Raw genomic sequence first — 19,560 nt, forward strand, 5'->3', positions numbered from 1 at the left:
TGAGCCGGCCCTGCCCTCGGGTGCAGCGTGTCCACAATCCCTCTGAGCGCCGATCTCACCGTTCCCCCGGGCCCTCCGGATCACCACGGCCGTTCCTCGATCTCCTGCGTGTCGTACCCAACCTGGCTTCGCTTCTCGGCGGGAGAGGCACCGGTCCGACGAACGGCGGTACAGGCGAGGGTGTAGGCTTTGGCTTGTCCGGCCGCGCGCGTGCCTTCACGGCCTGTTCCAGCTCGGCCCACATCGCCGGTGTCGCTCGGTCGAACGCCCAGCAGCTGTCGGCCTCGTCGCGGAAGGCATGGGCTGCCGCGCGCCGGCCATAGCCGGTCCAGGCCCGACGGCCGATGCGCGGAACACCCGGCGCACAGGCGGTAACGAGGGCAGCGACCGCGGCCTCGCTGTGCCCGGTGCTGCGCAGGCGGCGGGCAATCAGTGCGTCGACCCGCGAGGGATCGGGCCAACGACCCTGCCAGCGCGCGAGCAGGTCGGCGCGGTGGGCCCAGTACAGCGGCGCGTCGGCGTGCGGCGTGTCATCGTCCGGGTCCGCGCCGCGGCCGAGGCACGAGCCCGGACCGAGCCCGAAACGCCGGGCAAACACAGCGACGAAGCGGAGGATGAGACGGCCCAGCCGCTCGCAGGTCGCCCCCGTCGCGGTCACGATCCGCGCGTAGATCCGGGGGGCGTGACGCTCGGTACCGGGCAGAGCGGTGCCTGGGCGCTCGGCCGCGTCGATGCGCAGGCCGAAGCCTGTGCGGCCAAGGCCGAGGCTGAGCCGGAGATGCTCACGCGCCTCGGCCAAGGCGGCCTGTTCGTAAGGCCGGTTCCGGTTCGGTGCGGTGAGCACGACCTCGTGGCGCCCGTCCCGCCGGTCCAGCACCAGGGCCGGAGCGAAGCCCGCCGCCTGCAATCGGACGACATCCTCGATCTGCAGCCCCGAGAGCACGACGTGGTGCCGCTCGTCCGAGAAGGGCATCAGATAAATGGCACTGTCCCGCCCGGCCGCCTGCTCCAGCGCCGACCGGCCGGCGGCGATCCCAACCATCGGTCGCGGCGTCAGCTGGACCAGCCGGTCGGGAACCGGTCGATGCCGTCCGTCCTGATCGGAGGAAGCCGGTGAGCGGGTGCGCTCGGCCACGACCCGGTAGCACTCGGCCTGCATCCCCGCGTCATAGAATGCGAGCAGGCCGGACAGGTTCGAGCCGCTTGCTTCCGGCTGTCGCACCGGAGCGAGGCGCGGCAGTGGCTTGCCGATCCGCCGCGCCAGCGTGCGGGCGCTCGGGGCGGCGCGCGGGGCCGGGCCGACGACAGCGGCTTTCAGCAGAGGCGCGATGTTCAGTTCCGGGTAGGTCGCATCGTACGTCTCACGCGCTGCATCGGCCGCGGTCTGCGCCTGCCGGGCGACGGCGAACAGCGCCGGATCGATGCCGGGCGCGGCGCGTGGCGACGGAACTGCCGGTGCCCGGCGATGGCCCTGCGGCGGTGTCGAACCGTCGCCTCCCGGGCCCGGCTGGAACGAGCCGAGGCGCGCCTCCAAGCGGGCCCGACTGGCCGCGCGGCAGGTCGAGGCCTTGAGCACGATCCCGTCGACGATGAACACCGCGCCCGAGCCCTGGGCGGCGTAGGCGATGCCGTGTTCGGCGAGGTTCCTATGCAGGTCGGCCCACGAGCGGGACCGCGTCACGATCGGACCGGCGATCTCGATCACCCGCCGCGCGGCGCTCTCCTCGCCACGGTACACTTCGGCTCTCGCCGCTCCCGCCGGCAGGACATCGCTCGGCTCCACGCTGCGCGCGAGCAGCGGCGCGGACGCTGTCGCGCGGTGGGCTTGCCGGGCGCTGACCGCCGCGACGAGGCGGGCGCGGGCCGCTTCCGGCGTCGGTGCCGAGACCGCGCGCAGCCGTTCGATGACCCGCTCGGCCCTGACTACGTCCGGATCGGCACCGGGATCGAGCTGCCGGGCCGCGGCGGCCCGAACACGCGCGGCGTGGCTCAGGCGGGCTTCGGCGAGTCGGCGGACTGCGCGGGCCTTGTCGTTGCCCGCACCAGCCTGTCGTAAGTTTCGTCGCACCGCGTCTGCAGTCTCTGCACCTGCGTCCCCAGCGTCTGCATCTCCAGACGCAGGGCCTGCATCTCCAGGCCATGCCCGTCCTGTCCGGTCCGGATCTCGCTGACGACCGCGAGCACCGTCCGGAGTAGATCGAGCACCTTCGCCTGCCGCTCGATCGTCAGCAGTTGCCCCTCCGAGATCGCCGCGAGCGGGTCCGCTTCCTCGTCGCGTTCCCGCAGCATCTTCAGGATCTCGCCCGTGTCCTGATGCGCCCCCGCGGCCTCGCAATGCGCGCCGAGCGCCTCCCGCGCCGCTCGCTCGACCCAGGGCATCGTCGGTGCCCCGCCCGCCGTGTGTCCGGTACCGGATGACATGCTGCTCTCCTGTTCGTTCCTCGAGGACCTCGTGGTGAGCGCCGGGCTCCCGTTGCCAGCCCTGTGCGTGCTCGATCCGAGCGACGGCGCGCCCGATCGCGTTGTGGAAGAAAGCGACCCGCGTCGGCCTGTCCGCATCCGGTGCGACGCGCGAGATCAGCGCGTGCAGGTGTTGGTTGCCGGATCCGCCGAGATGCAGGGTCCAAATCACTTGGTGACCGCGCAGGCCGGTCTCCTCGAGTAGGATCGCGAGTGCCTGTTCGATTTGGCGGACCGTCGGCTGCTCACCGGCCCGCCAGGACAGCACGATGTGCTCGATCGGGCCCCGGGCGCGGGGGGCGCCCATCGCGGTGGCGATTATCTCCGCGACCTGTCCCGTGCGTGTGTCGGCGATGAGATGGAGCTGGCCCTGGGCGAGGATATCGCCGCGCTCCGCTCCGCCCGTGCCACCGTCGATGTATGCGGCCAGCTGAGCTACTTGCCGAGCGACCGGCGCGCCATCGAGGCGCTTGGGCATGCGCTTGCCGATCACGACGGCGGCTCGGCCAGATGCGCGATGGCCGAGCGGATGTCGGCGAGCGCGAGGCGTCCCGCTTCCGCCATTCCCGGCGTGCGAATGGCGAGCTTCGCGAGCCCTCCCAGCCGGCGCAGCTCCCGGATCAGTTCGCCATCGACCTGCGCGGTGATGTGCAAGCCGAGCAGCCGCTTTCGGGTGAGCGTGGCGAGCGTGAGGCCGGCGGCATGGGCCTCTCCGACGAGGTGCTCGAACTGCTCGGGCGTGAGCCGGATCCCGACCTGTTGAGTCAGCTTCCGCGTCTCTGATCCGCGTTGGCCGGGCATCGGCGTCCTCTCTGGGAGTACTTCAGGGAACGGGGTCCAGGGGCTCGCCCCGGCAGGCTGAGGGGAAGGTGAGAAGCGTCAGCGCCGAACGGCCCCGTCTCGTTGCTGCTCGCGCCCGGCTTGGCCGGCGCGGATAGCAAAGAGCATCCTGCCCGCCTCTTTCTCCCTGCCCGCCTCTTTCTCCCTGGGACCGTCCTTCTGGGTAGACCCGGTGAGCGACAGCGATGACCGGCCCATCCATGCACGGACAGCGACGGCTAGGCTCGCACACCCGCGGCCCTGCTCCGGCACCATCGCCCCACCTGGGGCGCGTACATCGGCATCTACGTAGATCGACACAGGCTCAACTCCGCAGCTTCGACCGCCTCGCGCCCGCTCTCCAGGCACAGCGCAGGTTCCGGTGCAGGATAAGCGCAAGGCAAAGCTTGATGTCAAATATGCTCGATTCGCGAATAGCGATTCGCAGCTTCCGAGATGATGGTGAGGCCAAAATTTATCGACCGAATCGGTGTGGACACGTTGCCAAAGCTTGCAACAAGCGTGACCATACGCGTGTCGGGTCAGCAGCCAAGCGGTCCGACCAGCCCACCACCAAACCGTGAGACATGCGATGACCAAAGCCCGAACCCGACCGATGCCGATCCTGCCGAACGAGATGGACGCCAACCGCGCGGCCCTGGCCGCGATGAAGCAGGAGACACCGCTGCCGCCACCGGAGCGGATGACCACGGCCAAAGCGGTGGCCGAACTCGCGCCCGAGATCCGGGCGCTGCTCAAGGCGGGGCATTCGCTCGACGAGATCGCCAAGCGCCTGATCTTCGGCGGTCGCTCGCTGAGTGCACGGCAACTGCAGCGCTACCTCACCGAAGCTCAATCGCACACGGCGAAAAAGAAGGGTCAGACGGCCAAGAACCCGACGCCGCCCGCGCCCCGGAGTGCGACAGGCGCCGGATCACAGGACAGGCCGAACGTCGTCCCATCGACACGGCCCACCGGCGCGCAGCCGGATCTGCCGCCACGCGGCGCGGCCACGCCCGTGACGGCAGCGCCGGTCGGCCCCAGCTTGGAGGCTCAGGCTCGGGGGACGGTAGTCCCACCATCAGCCCCGCTGCTCAACACCCCGGGGAGCGTCGCGCCGACCGGTCCGGCCGCCCACATGGCGAACCCGGCCACGGCTGCCGGTCCGGCCCTGGCGAAGCCGCAAAGCACGGCCTCGCCGGCGATCGATGGCCTTTCCGTGGCGGAGGCACAGAGACGGTCGATCGACATGCTGACGCGAACCGCACCTGCTAACGCGAAGGTCGATCGTCCGCGCGAGACGAACATCACCTGGAGCGGGATCGGTACGACGACCCCAGCGCGAGACGATGTTCAGGCCCATGTGCGGCCCGAGCCCGGCACGCTGCTTTGAACGATCGTGTCACCGTCGCTCTGCCCGCGACGCGATCCGCCGTGGGCAGAGCTGCCGTCGATGCTTCCCGCTGCTGACGCCGTTGAAGCAACGGCCCTGGCCTCACGGCAGCGGATATGAGGCAACGCGGCCAAGACGTTCCTGGCCGCGACATCCTGCGATCTCGAGTGGCGCTCCTTTCCAGGCGCGCTACCGAATGTCATCCCAAGCGGACGAGTCTACCGCTGTCGTTCGGCAGGCTCGTTCGCAATCACGATAGCTCTCCCGACACTGCGGCTCCCGTTAGGCGAACCATCCGTGTCTGATATCCCTACTCACCCGTGTCTTGCTATTCTCACGGGCGATCGCCCGACCGGACCGCTGCATCTCGGCCAGTTCTGCGGCAGCCAGCGCGATCGCGTCATCCTCCAGCACGCCACGATTATTTCGTGCTGATCGCCGACGCGCAGGCGCTCACCGAAAACGCCGACGATCCCAAGCGCGTCACCCGCCACGTCATCGACCTCGCCCGCGACGATCCCGCCGTGGCATCGATCCGAGCCTCACCACGATCTACGATCAGGCGGCCCTGCCAGCACTGTACACCGACCCCGACCATCTGCGCGTCGCTGATCCTGGGGGGCCAGGGGGTGATGTGGTGTTCCCGACCTCGACGCGTTCGGTCCTGATCGCGACACGGTCACCGAGCCGGAGGTGCGCGATCACCGCGGCGGTCACGGCGACATCGCGGTGAGGCAGCGTTTGGAGGCCGTCCTGCTCGATCTGCTCGCGACGCCTGGGCCGAACGACCGGACGACGTCCACGACATCCTGCGGAATGAGACCCGTCGCGCCCGTGGCGTGACATCGGCAAGGCGCGACACCATCGAGGACGTCCTCGGCCTGTACCACGTCGCCGCGTAGCGAATGCCCATCCTTCGGCCTATGGCAAGTGCGAGCCGCGGGTGCGACGGGGCAACCGATCGCGCCCGTTTCGCGTGCCTCATCGACCCTACAGCTAGGCGAAGCCGCTTGTTGCCGACCCGCGACGGTCAGCGGGCAGGACGACAGCGATCATCCGGTCGGGTGCGAGCGCGTGACGATATCGTCACGAAACTTCGGTGTCGGCCGCAGCGCCGGAACCCGAGATCTGTCACGCATTGCATCACGAAAAGGGTCGGCGGCAGCCCTGGCGCCCCGTCACGGAATCGGTCACAAAAGATGGGCGGCGCTCGCTTTTAGGGAGACTGGCCATCTTGTCTGGCACGATAAAGCCGTTCCGGTGCGATGCGGTGACGAAGAACGGGCTGGAGAGCCTTTGTGACGAAATGCGATCGGAGTACGCGCGCCACCTGAAGGAGCGGATCGACCCGATCTGCGAACGATACAGGCGAGCCGTGGCCAACCGGCTCAGGAAGAGAGCGTCGATCCTCCAGAGGGGTGAAGACTCAGCTTCGGCCCCTCCCGGCATAGAGAGCGTCACGGTCACAGCCAACATCGCGACTTATCGCGAGCGACAGCGCTGGCCGTTCGTCGTCGTCTATCATCGGCGTGCCTACCGGGAGTACGGCCTCACCGGCGTGTTGTGGCTGATGCGGAGCCTGAGCCGTGATACGAAGGCCCCGAAGCTCTCGGCCGTGGTGCTGCTGATGATGACGCGGCCGGACGAATTGACGCCCGGCGTGATCATGCGTTGGATCCGACAACTGGAGGGCGAGGGCCTTCCCGTTGCGCCGACGATGAAAAGACCGGGGCGTCGGGCGCTCGGGGCGACCGCGATGACGCCCGCGGAGCGGCAACGCCGGCATCGAGTACGGAAACGGGCGGCGTCCGACAAGTAGACTCGGATCGCTCAGAACCCGCGACCGGACTAATCGAGCGGCGATGCCGATCGCGCGATGCTCGGCATGACTCAGCCCACGTTCCCGCCGCGCCGCCTCCGAAGGGTGCGACGGAGCGCGGTTCTTCGGCAAAAGCGCTACCACATCCGGGCGGCGATCTCGCGTTCCTCGGCTCCCAGCACGTCAGCGTAGATCGCGGTGGTCGATAGGCTCGCATGTCCGAGCCAGCGCTGCAGCAGGGTGAGCGGCACACCGGAGCGCAGCGCGTGGACGCCAAACGCGTGGCGCAGGCCTTTCGGCGAGGCGGCCGAGGCGGCGACACCGGCTTCTCGCATCACCGCCTTGACCCGCTGCCAGGCGGTACTGCGGCTGATCGGCCAGAGCTGCTGCTCCGACGGTCCGATGTCGTGCACGAAGTCGAGGATAGCCATCACGCCCTCGGGTACCGGCACGTCACGCATGACGCCCGTTCGACGCTTCTTTAAGCAGTGCAGGCTGACGATGCCGCCTGCTAGGTCGAGATCGGCGTGGGTGAGGGCTAGGGCCTCGGAAATGCGGCACCCGGTCCATGCCAGCACGAGGCAGAGGGTGAGGGTCTCGGGTGGCTGACGGGATGCGGCTGCGAGGAAGCGGGCCCGCTCGTCAGGCGTGAGATACTTGCGCCGACCCTGCTCGGTGTGAAGCGACATGCGGGAGGGGCCGGGGCGGCGAGTGGAGCGGTCCCTCTCCGCGCTTCCCGTGGGATTGGCAACGCGGTGGGAAACAGCCCGGCCGGGTGGCCGATCATGCAGCCGTGACGGTCGGCCCGACAAGCCGGATGGAGCTGGTGTGTGGGCCATGGCGGCGCGTCCTCGCACGCGGCAGTGCAGCCCGTGCCTGTGTGACCAGAATTGCCAATTTTGTTCGGCGCCGCCTTGGAGGCGCCTGGCGCGCTCTGTGGCGGGATGCAACAGCCGCGCTTGTACCGCAGCCTGCTAGGCCTCTGCAAGCTAAAAAGACGTTATTGATCAAGGTGCGACAGAATTGGCAATTCTGTTCGACGCGATGATGCTTGTGTAGCGCCGGTGAGAGGCTGCGTAAAGATCAATGTGTGCCATCGCACGCGATTCTATGCTTTCGGCGACTGTCTCTGATCGCTGCGCCGGCCGCGCTCGCCGAGCCGCGCGTGATATCCAACGCAGTGCTAAGGCGTTGGTGAGCATGCGGTATTCGACGCGAGAAGATATCCAACGCACCTGCTAGTGCGGTCTCCTCTCATGCAAAGCTGCTTCCCCGCGTTGGATATCACCGCGAGATGGATGGTGATGTCCAACGCGGGCGACCGACATCGCACGACGCTGTCGTGGGATGACCGCTCCGGGGCCGCAACTGAGGTCGGTTTCGACGAGCCTCCGTTGGAGCGGCTGGCGCCGCGATGAGGCGAGAGCCGACCCCTGAAAGCTTCGCCGTGTGCGTCGCCCTCGTCTTGGTCACCTACCTGTTCGCCATGATGGTTGGTGGCTGGCTCGGCTGATCCCTGTCGTACCCCTCTACCTGCAGAGCCCAGCCGATGTCCGAGAGCCGCCGCTCCTCTTCGCACCCTCGCCGGTCCCGGCAGCGGCTGCGTCGCGCTGCCAACATGCTCCTGCCAAGCGAGCGCCTATCGGACCTCGCTGCCTGGGCCGTCTTGACGCTGCTGGCTACCTTGCTGCTGCTGTTCGCCATGCGCGAGATCCGCGACGGCGCGCTCACCGGCTGCCCAGGATACGATGGCATCACGCATAAGCGGGAGGCTGAAGCGCTCTGTACAGAGCCCTGACGTAATCGGCTCCATTCTGAGAACATGAGAACATGTGCCCTGCTTGCTGAACGGGGGCGAACATGCTCCCGTAAACCGACAGACCTCGGCTGGACGCTCGCGTATGTCAATAAACGGAGCGTGCTCCACCAGCACGGTCAAGCAGAAGGCAGAACTCGAAGTCACATTGGAATACGATTGGAGGGTTTCTCGTCCGGATTGAGCGGCATGCGCCCCTCGTAGCCGTCGAAGCCGCCGGTTTAGCAGAAGCGGCGATACGCAGCCTGCCTTGCCATCTACGACGGCATACCGCCTCGGGCTTGCAAACTAGGAAACTCGGCCGCAAGCTGGTTGGCGCCGTGGCGATGACGGATGCGGAGGGGCAAAGTTGTGATCGCTAAAAAAGGAGATCCGCAGGCCGTATCTAGCAACATATCGGCTTGTTGGCTTTAGTAGATGTACTCCGGCTCCTGTCGAACCCAATGACGCCAAATGGTACCTAATCGCGTGAGTAGCGCCAATTTCAGGTTGCCGGAAACTGTTGCTCTACGGTCCTTGACAGGCATCCCGTCACGTAGATGCTCGCAACCATAGGTCAGCCATGTCGGCGCAGCAGAGCGGGAACGAGTGACAAATCCGGTCTTGGCTGCGCCAGCAACAGAAAAGCCACGCTGGTTGCGTGACTTACGGCGCTTTCTCCCGCTCAAGCCGCAGTTCGTCGTATCCGGCAATGTCCGGGATCATCAGCTGTCGGATGTGACGCCGGGAGCGTCTGTCCCTGTCTCGCTCACGGCGGCGCTACGGAGCGAACTGCGGGAAGCGGGCTTCGCCGTTGTGCTCTACTTCGACCCCGTCACCGGCTTTCGCCCTCTGCTGGCGCCTGGGGAGGAGCCCCAAGCTGCCTTGAACGCGATGGCGGCGCTGGGCCTGCAGACAGATGCGCAGGGATATGCACCCGCCGGGATCGAACTGCTCGCTATGACACTCGCGCGAAACGCGGGGAGATCCGGTGAGCCGATCGCTCTGCTGATCGACTTCGCGTCAAGACTGATCATTCGCAACGATGCCCTGAGCGCCGCAGAGCATCAAGCCTTCATGCAGGCGCTCGTCGCCTCCCACGTCGCGCGCTCCCGGCCGATTGGAACGCCGCCGCGCCCGTTCTTCAACTCCGTTGTCTGGGTCGTCGACAAGGAAGGCGACCTGCCGGATTGGTTTTTGATCGACAATCCCCGGATCAGACACATCCCGATCGGCAAACCTGACAATCTCGCGCGCGGTGTTCTTGCCCGAATCCTACTCAGAAGCCTTGCTGGCCATGCCGATGCGTGCGCGGATGAGAAGGAGGCTGCCGTAGGCGCCTTCGTCGATGGCACGGACGGTATGCTATTGGTCGACATGTCCGCCATCGCGCAACTCGCCCGAAGCGAGGGCATCGGCTTTTCCGCGATCGGCGATGCAGTCCGGCGTTACAAGGTGGGAGTGAGCGAAGATCCCTGGCGACGGATCGACCGCACGAAGGTTCGAAACGGCACGGCTACGCTCCAGGCGCGCGTCAAAGGCCAGGACCATGCCGTCACGCACATGCTCGATATCGTCAAGCGCGCGGTCACTGGCGTGGGAGCACCCCGGCGCGGTAGCCGCCCTCGCGGCGTGGCCTTCCTCGCTGGCCCAACCGGTGTAGGCAAGACTGAACTCGCGAAGGCGCTCACGAGCCTGCTTTTCGGCGACGAGACGGCGTATATCCGCTTCGACATGTCCGAGTTCTCAGCAGAGCACTCCGACCAGCGCCTGATCGGGGCGCCACCGGGTTATGTCGGCTACGACGTCGGTGGCGAACTCACGAATGCGATCCGCGAAAGACCGTTCTCGGTTGTGCTTTTCGATGAAATCGAGAAGGCGCATCCGCGCATCCTCGACAAGTTCTTGCAGGTGCTGGACGACGGGGTGCTCACCAGCGGCCGCGGCGATCGGGTCTATTTCTCAGAGGCGTTCATCATCTTCACGTCGAACCTCGGCATCTATCGCCTGGAAGCCGATGGATCTCGTATGGCAAACGTCACAGCCGAGGACGCCTTCTCCGACGTCCAGTCGAAGGTGCGTACGGAGATCGACCGGCATTTCAAGCTCGTTCTGAATCGCCCCGAGATCCTGAACAGGATCGGCGACAATATTTTGGTCTTCGACTTCATCAGACCCGACATCGCCGAATTGATTTTCGAGGGTCAAGTCGATGACGTACTTCGCGGAATCGATGCGGATCAGGGCATCGCTGTCACCATCACCGACGATGCCCGCGCTGCCCTGAGGCGGGCCTGTCTCAGCGATCTGTCCAATGGCGGTCGTGGCATTCGCAACAAGGTCGAGAGTGGGTTGATCAGCCCGCTTGCCCGAGCCCTGTTCGATCGCGATGCCACCACTGGAGACGCTTTCAGCATCACCGCGCTTCATGTGCATCCCGAGGGTGGGACGGTGATCGAGCTCATCCAATCCGGGAAGCCGAGCTGATGACTGCCCTGGCGCTCTCTCGTATCCATTTTCCCATCACGACGCTCGGCCCCGGTCAGCGAGTCGGCGTCTGGTTTCAGGGATGCTCGATCCGGTGCCCCGGCTGCGTGTCGATGGATACCTGGGCGGTCGGCAAGGGCATGACGACGGTTGCCGATGTGCTGGATGCGCTCGCACCAACCGTGTCGTTGGCCGATGGCCTGACGGTATCGGGCGGCGAACCGTTCGAGCAGCCCGAAGCGCTCGCCGCGCTTCTGCGCGGCTGGCACCGGCTCGGCGGCGGAAATGTCCTCGTCTATTCCGGGCGCGCCTTCGAGGACTTGGAGCCCGAGCTGTCTAAACTCGGTGGCCTGATCGATGCCATCATCGCGGACCCGTTCGTGCGCGATGCCCCACAGACGCTCGCGCTTCGTGGCAGCGATAACCAACGTCTTGTGCCTCTGACCGCGCGGGGCGTGGAGCACTTCTCGGCCTATGAGGCCCCCTTGCCTGCCGGAGCGCGCGCTCTCGACGTGCTCTTCGACGACGACACCGGTGACGCGTTCCTGGTCGGCATTCCGCGACCGGGCGACATGGTAAAGCTTGCTGCGGCGCTGAAAGCCGCCGGTCATTCAGCGGCGACGACAGAGGACGTGCGGTGACCGATACGACCAGCTATCTTACCGTGATCGTCCGCGTCTGCCCCTCTTGTGGCAGTGAGCGCCCTCCGTCGGAAATCACCTGCGAGAATTGCCACTACTACATTGGCGATGAAGAATTGCGCCCCGCTGGCAGTTCTCAGCAGCCTACGCCCATAGTCGATCCCCCGTCGCCGGAACCGCGGCCCGTCGCGTCGACGCCTTGCTGCGTCAACGGTCATCCAGTGGAGCCTGGGGACCAGATGTGCATGGTCTGCGGCGGCGAGATCGCGGAGGACCACCTCAGCGATCCGGAACCTGCTCCAGAGCCCGATCGGCCCATCGAGGAAGTAGACTCCCCCGCCTTCGAGGGTTTTCGGGATATCCGTCGAGCGGCAGCGGGGACCGCAACGGGTCCTTGGGATGTCTACGACGCCGTGCGGGAAGCCGATGGCCGTCCGGCCCGGATCGTCCACTACCACGTGGGGAGCGAGCCCGACCCCGCCGTACACGAGGCCCTGCGGCGCCTGCCCACGGACCACGTCCCGGAGCTTCTCGCGACAGGACGCATCGCCGGGCGTACCTTCGAGGCGGTCGAGCCCATGCCCAACGGCTCGCTCGCCGCCGCGGGATGGTTGGAGCCGGAAAGGCTGCGCACGGCCATCGATGAGCTTGGTCGGGCCCTGCACTCTTTCAGCGAAGCAGGATTACGGCATCGCGACCTGCGGCCGGCGACCGTGCTTATCCGCGATCCCGAAAGCTTCGATCTCGTCGTCACGGGATGGGGCTCGGCAAGGCTGTCGGACTTCGATCTGGAACAGGTCGCGCCGCTCGAATTGTCCCGCTACTCCGCCCCCGAGGCCATTGTCGGCGCGGTGAGCGCCGCGTCGGACTGGTGGTCGCTCGGGATGATCGTCCTGGAACATGCAACGCGTGGGGCGTGCTTCGCCGGGACCGAAGACCTCGCTTTCCGACTGCATGTCGTCACGCGCGGTATTTCCATCCCCGACACAATCGACGGTGAGATCAGGACGCTCCTTCGTGGATTGCTCGTCCGCGACCCGAACCGACGCTGGGGAGGCCGGGAGGTCAGCGCCTGGCTCAATGGGGCACCGCCTCCACTGCTCTCACCGGGCCAACCTGAACCCGATGAGCGAGCAGGGCCCGCTATCCGTCTTGCGGGTCGGAATTTCACCGACCCGGCGACGTTCGCGCTCGCGGCGGCCGAAGCCGGAAATTGGGAGGAAGCGGCGACGCTGACGGCCAACGGGACCACGGCGACGTGGCTGGCAGAGCGCAAGGAGGATGCGCGCATCCTCTCGCTGGTCAGGAGTGCTTCGACGGCCGACGGCCTCGACACGGATCTGCGGCACGCGATCGCCATGATGGCCATGAACCCGGCGTTGCCGTTGTCGGTCCGGGGCGAGATCGTCACCCCCGCTTGGCTGATGGCGCATCCAGAGCAGGGCTATGCTCTGGTGACCGGCGATGCACCGAGACACGTGGAACGGCTCGGGCGCGAGGCATGGCTTCCCCGCCTCAGAGCCCGTGCGGCCGCCGTCCGGGAGCGCGCCCAACGTCTTGAGGTCGAACTCGACGAAGATCGGGCTCGCGTCGCGCTGCTTGCAACATCGCGGGCCAATCTGGACGCCGAGCGTGAGGCGAGACGCGTCCTGTTTCCCGACACGGACCATGCCGGCCTCGCCATGCTCGTCGAGCGGTCCCGGCTTAGCGACGAGGACGTGATCATCCTCATCAGCGCGGCTCTCCATCAGTTCGTGCCGATGGAGGCGCTGGTCGAAGCGACGCGAACGGCCGCTGCTTCGGCTGGCATACCGACGGACGAGGCTGCACTGCGCACAACGCTTGCTGCCTCTCGGCGCGAGATCTTCACGGCGGTCGATGCGCGCATCGCCAATTTCGCCCGCTGCGGCAATCCCGCGATCGACGAGTGGGCCGATGCTTATCGAGTCGAACGCAGGATGCCGCTGGCGCGGGCGGCGACCCTGCTGGCGGTGTCCGAAAACCAGTGGAAGGAGCCCCCGCGGCAGCAATACGTCGCCAAACTGATGGACGTCTTCGAGAAGCGGCTCTCCGCCACGGTGGGCCGTGGTCCACTCGTCCGCTTCGTGCTGGGCAAGACCACGCCCAGGCTCGACCTGATGGAACTCGGATCAGGCTCGCGCCCGGCCGAGGCGCTGCTGAACCAGATCCTGGCTCGGGGCGAAGCCGCGACGCCGATCGATCCCGACGCTCTGACAGCGGATCAGAACATCGCGTACCGCCTTCGTCACCTCGTCAATTACGCCCAGACCTTCGTTCGCGATACGGGCATCGACGGACGGTATCTTGGCTTTCCGATACTGCACGCCCGCGACATGCGTCCCGGACGGACCAACACCAAGCCGCGCATCGCGCCCATTCTGCTGTGGCCGGTATCGATCGATCTGCCGAGCGGTGCGGGTCAAACGGTAAGTCTGGCCTTCGACCGTGGGCGTGAGGAGGTGCGGCTCAATCCAGCACTCGAAGGGCTCCTCGGCAAAGAGGCCTTCGCGCAATGGCGTTCGGCAGCCGAAGACCTCTTGAAGCGGCCCGCTCTGCGGCTTGGCGAGGCAATGGATGGGTTTGGCCATCTCGCTGAACCACAGGGACACGCCCTCACCCGCTTGCCGGGCAAGGATGCGGTTCCTGCGGTGCCCATGGCGTTGTGTCCTTCGGCAGTGCTGTTCAACGCCGAGTTTGCCGGTCAATCGCTCGTCGAGGATCTCCGCCAGCTGCGCGCCCAGCCCGTGGCCGGGACGGCCCTGGATCCCGCTCTCAGGGTCTCCGGCACGCCCGCAGCTCTCGAACCGGACCCCGTGCCAGAACGTGACCGCTTCGGCACGGCGGAAGGCGACCCGTCGCAGGACGCGGCGGTTCTCGCATCGCGGCTGGCGCCAGGCCTCCTCGTCGAGGGACCGCCCGGAACCGGCAAGAGCCAGACGATAGTCAACATCCTGGCTGACGTCATTGGGCGCGGTGAGACCGCTCTGGTCGTCTGCCAGAAGCAGGCGGCGCTCAAGGTGGTGCAAAAGCGGATGGACGCGGAGGGGCTCGGAGAGCGCCTTTTCATGGTCAACGATATCAACCGCGACCGCGAGGGCATTTTCCGTGCGCTGCGAGATCAGGTTGCGGCCCTAGCTGCCGGCGCTGTCGAAGCTTTTGCCGCCCTACGGAAGCAGCGGGATACCACGGCGGCACGCATCGAGTTCGTTGAAAAGGATCTCGACCGCGGACACGAGACCCTCCACGTCGTGGATGATGCGGCGGGCCTGACTTACCGCCAGATGTTGGGCGAGCTTCTCGCGATCGAAGAAGACGGTCTCGCGATCGATGCTCCTCACCTGCGCCGTATGCTGGCGAACGTCGGAGCCGTTGCCGTGGCGCGTCTGGAAGAGGAATGTGGGCCCCACGCGTCCTTGTGGCTCGCGTCGGCCTTCGAGGGCAGCGCCCTGGCAGCGTTGAAGCCGTTCCCAGTCGATCACGCGACGATCACGGAATTCCAGGTGGCCCTCGCCAGCTTCGGTGCGGCGGAGGAAGCCCGCGAAGCCCTGCTCGCCGACTTGCCTCCCTCCTTCGAGATCGAGGATCCCACTCCCCATCGAGCCTGGCTCGACACCGGGGCTCGGCATTTGGCTGCCATGACCGACGAACGCCGTGAGCGGCTTCGTGCGTGGTTTCCGCTGTTCAAGAGCGAGACGGGAAACGAGACGCCCGGCAACCGCATCGCCCGCGATCTCGCGGCCCTCGGCTCCGACTTGCAGAATGCAGCGCCGGCCCAAGCAGAAGGCAAGCTCTTCGAGCCGGTGGCCGCGCTCTCCGATCAGGAATTGCAGATCCGATCTGCCGAGGCGCGAGAGGCGACGGCTCCGGTCGGGTTCTTCGGCAGGCTGAGGCCGCGTCGGCGACGCCTCAGGAAGTCCTGCCGCGATTACTTGATCGGTCTCGGACAGGCGGGCGACGAACCCGGCCTCTCGGCTCTTGCGGCGGCAACGGCGCGGGAAGTCATAGTCAGGCCGCTGCGCAAGCGCCTCGACAGCCTGCGCTCGACCCTCGGGCTGGCGCCAGCCTCGACACCGGCACCGCTGCAATCTCTACGGGACGAGACAACAGCCATCGCGTCGTCCCTCAGGGAAGCTGCGAAGGATTCCGAGGCGGCCTTGTCCTGCCCGCGACGCGCAGACGCCGAGCACGTGATCGAGTCCGCCTCCGGTTCGGCCCTTCATGCTCTGGCAATCGGCTACCAGTCCGCCTTCCGACGCCATGCCGCCCGCGAGGCGAGCCTCAGAGCCCTGGAGCCGTTGGCAGCGTCGTTCAGTGACGAACTGACAACACGCTGTATCGATGCCATCCGTCGGGGCGGCTCCATGCCGCAAACGGTGCAAGCGATCATGGCAGCCCTGCCGACGCTGTCAGCCTTCCAGCGCTTCCGGACGCGGGCGGCGGCGCTCGACGCGGAAAGCCTCGCCGCGTTTTCTGCTCTGCGGCCGCACGCGGATGTGTTGAATCGCGCCCCGGCCGGAGCACTCGACGAAGTGGTGCGAGCAACCCTTCGGCGTGAGGCTTTGCTCGGTTGGAAAACGCGCATCGAGACGGAGCATCCGGAACTCTCGGTCGACATGGCCGAGACGGGGCGCAAGGTCGCAAACTTGGCGCGGCTCGATACGGAGATGCGGGATCTGAACCGAAAGGTGCTGGCTCACGGCATCGATCCGGCTTCGATCGGCCGCCAAGCGGATTGGAATGTCGTGACGGCTCTACGGGGTCCGCGCCCGATGAGCCTTCGGGGCGCCTTCGAGAAGGGGGAAGCCCTCGGACTCATGCGCCTGCGGCCGGTTTGGCTCATGGGGCCCGATGTGGCGAGCCGCCTACTTCCCCTGAAGCCCGGCATTTTCGACCTCGTGATTTTCGACGAGGCGTCACAAATCCCCGTCGAGCAGGCCGTGCCTGCCCTCTTCCGCGGGCGACGGGTCGTCGTCGCTGGCGACGAGAAGCAGATGCCGCCGAGCGCCTTCTTCTCTGGAAGAGCGGAGGAGGAGGTCGATGACGAGATCGACGAGCAGCCCGATGAAGCGGCCACCGAGGCCGAACGCTCGGCGCTCGAAGATGCCTGGAACAAGAAAGACGTCACCGCGTGCCCGGACCTCCTGCAGCTTGCGCGAGGATGCCTGCCGGCCACCACATTGCAGATCCACTACAGATCGACCTACCGCGAGCTCATCGGCTTCTCGAACGGTGCCTTCTACGGCAACCGCCTCAGCGTTCCCGCCCGGCACCCCGACGAGGAGATCCGTCGCGGCAAGCCGATCGAGGTACTCCGGGCCGACGGCGTCTATGACGCGCAGACGAACCCGGAGGAGGCGGACCGCCTGGTCGAGCTCTTGGCTGAAGGTTGGTCAGCTCCCTTCGCGGAGAGGCCGAGCATCGGCATCGTGACCTTCAATAAGAAGCAGGCCGACCTCGTCACCGACAAGATCGAGGAGCGCGCCGGGGCGGACCCGACCTTCCTCGCCGCGCTGAAGGCCGAACGCGAACGGAATCAGGGCGGCGAAGACATGGGCTTCTTCGTCAAGAACGTTGAGAACGTCCAAGGCGACGAGCGCGATTGGATCGTCTTCAGCACCACGTTCGGCCGTGACCGTCGGGGAGCCTTTCGCCGGTTCTTCGGCGTCCTCGGCCAGACGGGTGGCGAGCGACGGCTCAATGTCGCGGTCACGCGCGCCCGGGAGAAGATCGTCGTCGTGACCTCGATGCCGTTCAGCGAAATCTCGGACTGGCACGCAGCTGGGCGCGTGCCGCACAAGCCCCGCGACTTTCTTCAAGCCTATCTCGATTACGCGGCGAAGATGGCATCCGGAGACGTCGCCGCCGCACGGGCGCTACAAACGCGCCTCGCACCGGGCCAGGGCAAGAGCAAAATCGGCGCTGTCCAACACGACGGATTGGCTCAGGCCGTCGGGCGATACATCCGCGAACTCGGCTACGAGCCGGTACCGTCCGCTGACGAAACCGACGTCTTCGGCTTAGACTATGCGATCGTCGATCCACGGACAGGTCTTTTCGGCCTCGGGATCGAATGCGACTCCCCGCGCCACCGTCTCCTCCAAAAGGCGAGAGCCCGCGAAGTCTGGCGGCCCAAGGTGCTGGGTCGCGCCGTACCGCGCACGCACCGCGTCTCATCGAGCGCTTGGTACAGCCGGCCGGAAGCTGAGCGGGCAAGGCTTCGGGAGGCTCTTGCGACAGCCATTGTGAGGGAGGCGGCGGAATGAGCGGTCCCAAGGTCGTCAGAGTCGTGACTCGAGAGGAATTGGAAGCGACCTGCCGGCGCTGGCTTTTGCTCGTAGGCGAGGCCGCCGCCGACCTGCTCCGCAGCGCAAATCGCTTCGGACTGGCAAGCTCTGCCCTTGAGGCGCAGGTGGCGGCGAGACGGGCTACCCTCGAAGCAATGTTTCGCTCGGAGCAATGGGTCGATCTTCAGAAGGACGCAGCCCAAGCGATCGAACACTTCCGCTTCGAAGGCGAACGTCTGAGAAGCGAAGCGGTCGCCGCCGAAGCGGCCCAACGTTCGCGGCAGCGGCGAACGCTCGATGCGGCCCGTTCGATCGCGGCCTCGTTGGCCAAGGCCGGGCAACCGGTGCCGGTAGCCCTCACGGCTGCAATCGAAGGCGCGATGACGGCCACAGGTGCTGACTTGGATGCCATGCAGCGTACTGTGGAGGCCAGCATCGCCACGCTGGTACAAGGCCAGCCGAAGACGCAATCCTCCGGCCAGAGTGACCTCGCAGCCCGGCTCAATGCCGGCGGTCCTATCCCGGCTTTCGCTCAATGGCTCGAGGAGAATGCGCAATCTGACCCTCAGGCGGAACGGCTCGACGGGTTGCTCTCGGAGTTGAGCACGTGCGCGACACTTGTCGACATCACCGATCTGACTGCGCGAGCGATCTCGATTTCCGCCGAGCCTTCGGCGGACCGACGTGCCCTCCTGACAGACTCGCTCGTTCTTGAGGCTGCACGGCGCCTGCGAGACGAACGCGCCATCGAAGCTGCCACCGCTAAAGCGATGCAAGTTCGCGCTGAGTTGGCTGCACTGTCTTCCGAAAGGGGGCATGCATGCAGCATTCAACTCGATGCTGCGATCACCGATAGAAATGTCGCGAAGATGCGGGCGCGCATCACTGACGGGGAGACGCTGCTCGAGGAAGGGCGTCGGCAGGTCTCTGCTGTAGCGCGGCGGCGGGCTGTGCTCGGAGGGCTGGCATCGCTCGGCTACGAGGTTCGGGAGGGAATGGAAGCGGCTTGGGCGAAGGAGGGTCGCATTGTCGTACGGCGCCCCGGCACTGACGATTACGGTGTAGAATTCGCGGCTCCTGCCGACGCATCGCGCATGCAAGCCCGGTTAGTCGGTTCTGACCGGCCGTCCAGTCCGCGAAATGCCAATCGCGATAAAGATCAAGAAACAATCTGGTGTGGGCAATTTGACGAACTTCGTTCGGTCTTGGCGGATCATGGCGGCCATGTCGAAATTGAACGCGCCCTTCCCGCAGGTGAGCAGGCCGTCAAGACAATCAGCCTGACAAGCGCATCGCCATCGGCCGAGGTCAAAATTACAAAACCACAAACTCGCGCACTGCCTCGAAGCTGATATAAAGAAAATAAACATATAATCATCAATATCAATATTGAATTTATTGTCAAATTGGATGAGGATATTATCATATAATTCGAATTACATTGGCGCATTTAACAACCTAATCTGGCGTTTGATATGGCAAGAGTTCAAAATTAACATTAAAATTCATCCGAACTGAAATATCATTCGCAGGTCTGATGCAAAATGTACGTTGAGCAAAACGCATAGTATCCTAAAAAACTCCAATCAAACTTTGAGGATTATTATAATAGCACATGAACAATTGCCATTGCATCACCGCTTGAGTCTCGCATTATTCATGTGGCCAATCCCAGGATTGCAGCCAACTCGTTTTTGAGTAGGGCCTGCGGCAGCCAACGCAGAATCTTTGACCATCGTTCAGGTTACCAAAGCTTGATCCGGGTGAAAGATCCATTTCGTCACGTCCGTCACTGGACGGTGCAGCCCCGATCTGGAATTAATGACGGAGCAGGATACAAT

At 65.6% G+C, this 19,560-nt stretch carries 12 protein-coding genes and 1 pseudogene; 8 read left to right on the top strand and 5 right to left on the bottom strand.

The window, feature by feature from the left end; translation table 11 throughout:
* Positions 1-55: 55 nt before the first annotated feature.
* The 4 genes and pseudogenes from Y590_RS26010 to Y590_RS21350 form a co-directional block, all read right to left on the bottom strand.
* Entirely contained in the window at positions 56-2,068 is a 2,013-nt protein-coding gene (locus tag Y590_RS26010; RefSeq protein WP_286161798.1) for a hypothetical protein, read from the bottom strand.
* On the bottom strand, positions 1,990-2,421 hold the full coding sequence (locus tag Y590_RS27455; protein WP_060771606.1) for a hypothetical protein: 432 nt from the start codon (positions 2,419-2,421) through the stop codon (positions 1,990-1,992). The genes Y590_RS26010 and Y590_RS27455 overlap by 79 nt, the downstream gene beginning before the upstream one ends.
* Before the next feature lie 115 nt (positions 2,422-2,536).
* Positions 2,537-2,938: pseudogene (locus Y590_RS27610) on the bottom strand (relaxase/mobilization nuclease domain-containing protein); the annotation flags it as partial.
* Positions 2,939-2,949: 11 nt separating this feature from the next.
* Positions 2,950-3,261, bottom strand: a complete 312-nt coding sequence (locus Y590_RS21350; protein WP_060771608.1) for a plasmid mobilization protein — start codon at positions 3,259-3,261, stop codon at positions 2,950-2,952.
* 610 nt (positions 3,262-3,871) lie between these two features.
* On the opposite strand from Y590_RS21350, the gene Y590_RS21360 reads away from it, so the two are divergent.
* The 3 genes from Y590_RS21360 to Y590_RS21365 all read left to right on the top strand — a co-directional run bounded on the left by Y590_RS21360 (position 3,872) and on the right by Y590_RS21365 (position 6,491).
* Entirely contained in the window at positions 3,872-4,672 is an 801-nt protein-coding gene (locus tag Y590_RS21360; RefSeq protein ID WP_135299833.1) for a serine integrase family protein, read from the top strand.
* A 428-nt stretch (positions 4,673-5,100) separates the two neighbouring features.
* The gene (locus Y590_RS27465; protein WP_245517645.1) at positions 5,101-5,340 is read left to right on the top strand and encodes a hypothetical protein; all 240 of its coding nucleotides are present in this window, start codon (positions 5,101-5,103) and stop codon (positions 5,338-5,340) included.
* 431 nt (positions 5,341-5,771) lie between these two features.
* Positions 5,772-6,491, top strand: coding sequence for a hypothetical protein (locus Y590_RS21365; RefSeq protein WP_144440028.1), 720 nt, complete (start codon positions 5,772-5,774; stop codon positions 6,489-6,491).
* A 137-nt stretch (positions 6,492-6,628) separates the two neighbouring features.
* On the opposite strand, the gene Y590_RS21370 is transcribed toward Y590_RS21365, so the two are convergent.
* Positions 6,629-7,180 carry a tyrosine-type recombinase/integrase gene (locus Y590_RS21370; protein ID WP_060771612.1) on the bottom strand — a complete coding sequence of 184 codons (552 nt, stop codon included), beginning with the start codon at positions 7,178-7,180 and terminating at the stop codon, positions 6,629-6,631.
* An 860-nt stretch (positions 7,181-8,040) separates the two neighbouring features.
* Here Y590_RS21370 and Y590_RS21375 point away from each other — a divergent pair.
* The 5 genes from Y590_RS21375 (at position 8,041) to Y590_RS21395 (ending at position 19,071) form a co-directional block, all read left to right on the top strand.
* A complete protein-coding gene (locus Y590_RS21375; protein ID WP_060771613.1) occupies positions 8,041-8,289 on the top strand; it encodes a hypothetical protein in 249 nt (82 codons plus the stop codon).
* A 606-nt stretch (positions 8,290-8,895) separates the two neighbouring features.
* Entirely contained in the window at positions 8,896-10,773 is a 1,878-nt protein-coding gene (locus Y590_RS21380) for an AAA family ATPase (RefSeq protein WP_286161799.1), read from the top strand.
* Positions 10,773-11,414 carry a 4Fe-4S single cluster domain-containing protein gene (locus Y590_RS21385; protein ID WP_060771615.1) on the top strand — a complete coding sequence of 214 codons (642 nt, stop codon included), beginning with the start codon at positions 10,773-10,775 and terminating at the stop codon, positions 11,412-11,414. The genes Y590_RS21380 and Y590_RS21385 overlap by 1 nt, the downstream gene beginning before the upstream one ends.
* The gene (locus tag Y590_RS21390) at positions 11,411-17,698 is read left to right on the top strand and encodes an AAA domain-containing protein (protein ID WP_201026753.1); all 6,288 of its coding nucleotides are present in this window, start codon (positions 11,411-11,413) and stop codon (positions 17,696-17,698) included. The genes Y590_RS21385 and Y590_RS21390 overlap by 4 nt, the downstream gene beginning before the upstream one ends.
* A complete protein-coding gene (locus tag Y590_RS21395) occupies positions 17,695-19,071 on the top strand; it encodes a hypothetical protein (RefSeq protein ID WP_060771617.1) in 1,377 nt (458 codons plus the stop codon). The genes Y590_RS21390 and Y590_RS21395 overlap by 4 nt, the downstream gene beginning before the upstream one ends.
* Positions 19,072-19,560 lie beyond the last annotated feature (489 nt).

The organism is Methylobacterium sp. AMS5, from assembly GCF_001542815.1.
Lineage (GTDB): Bacteria > Pseudomonadota > Alphaproteobacteria > Rhizobiales > Beijerinckiaceae > Methylobacterium.

Coding starts and splice junctions, on each gene's coding strand:
- Y590_RS27455 (WP_060771606.1), bottom strand. CDS start 2,421: ATGTCATCCGGTACCGGACACACGGCGGGCGGGGCACCGACGATGCCC.
- Y590_RS21350 (WP_060771608.1), bottom strand. CDS start 3,261: ATGCCCGGCCAACGCGGATCAGAGACGCGGAAGCTGACTCAACAGGTC.
- Y590_RS21360 (WP_135299833.1), top strand. CDS start 3,872: ATGACCAAAGCCCGAACCCGACCGATGCCGATCCTGCCGAACGAGATG.
- Y590_RS21370 (WP_060771612.1), bottom strand. CDS start 7,180: ATGTCGCTTCACACCGAGCAGGGTCGGCGCAAGTATCTCACGCCTGAC.
- Y590_RS21375 (WP_060771613.1), top strand. CDS start 8,041: ATGTCCGAGAGCCGCCGCTCCTCTTCGCACCCTCGCCGGTCCCGGCAG.
- Y590_RS21385 (WP_060771615.1), top strand. CDS start 10,773: ATGACTGCCCTGGCGCTCTCTCGTATCCATTTTCCCATCACGACGCTC.
- Y590_RS21395 (WP_060771617.1), top strand. CDS start 17,695: ATGAGCGGTCCCAAGGTCGTCAGAGTCGTGACTCGAGAGGAATTGGAA.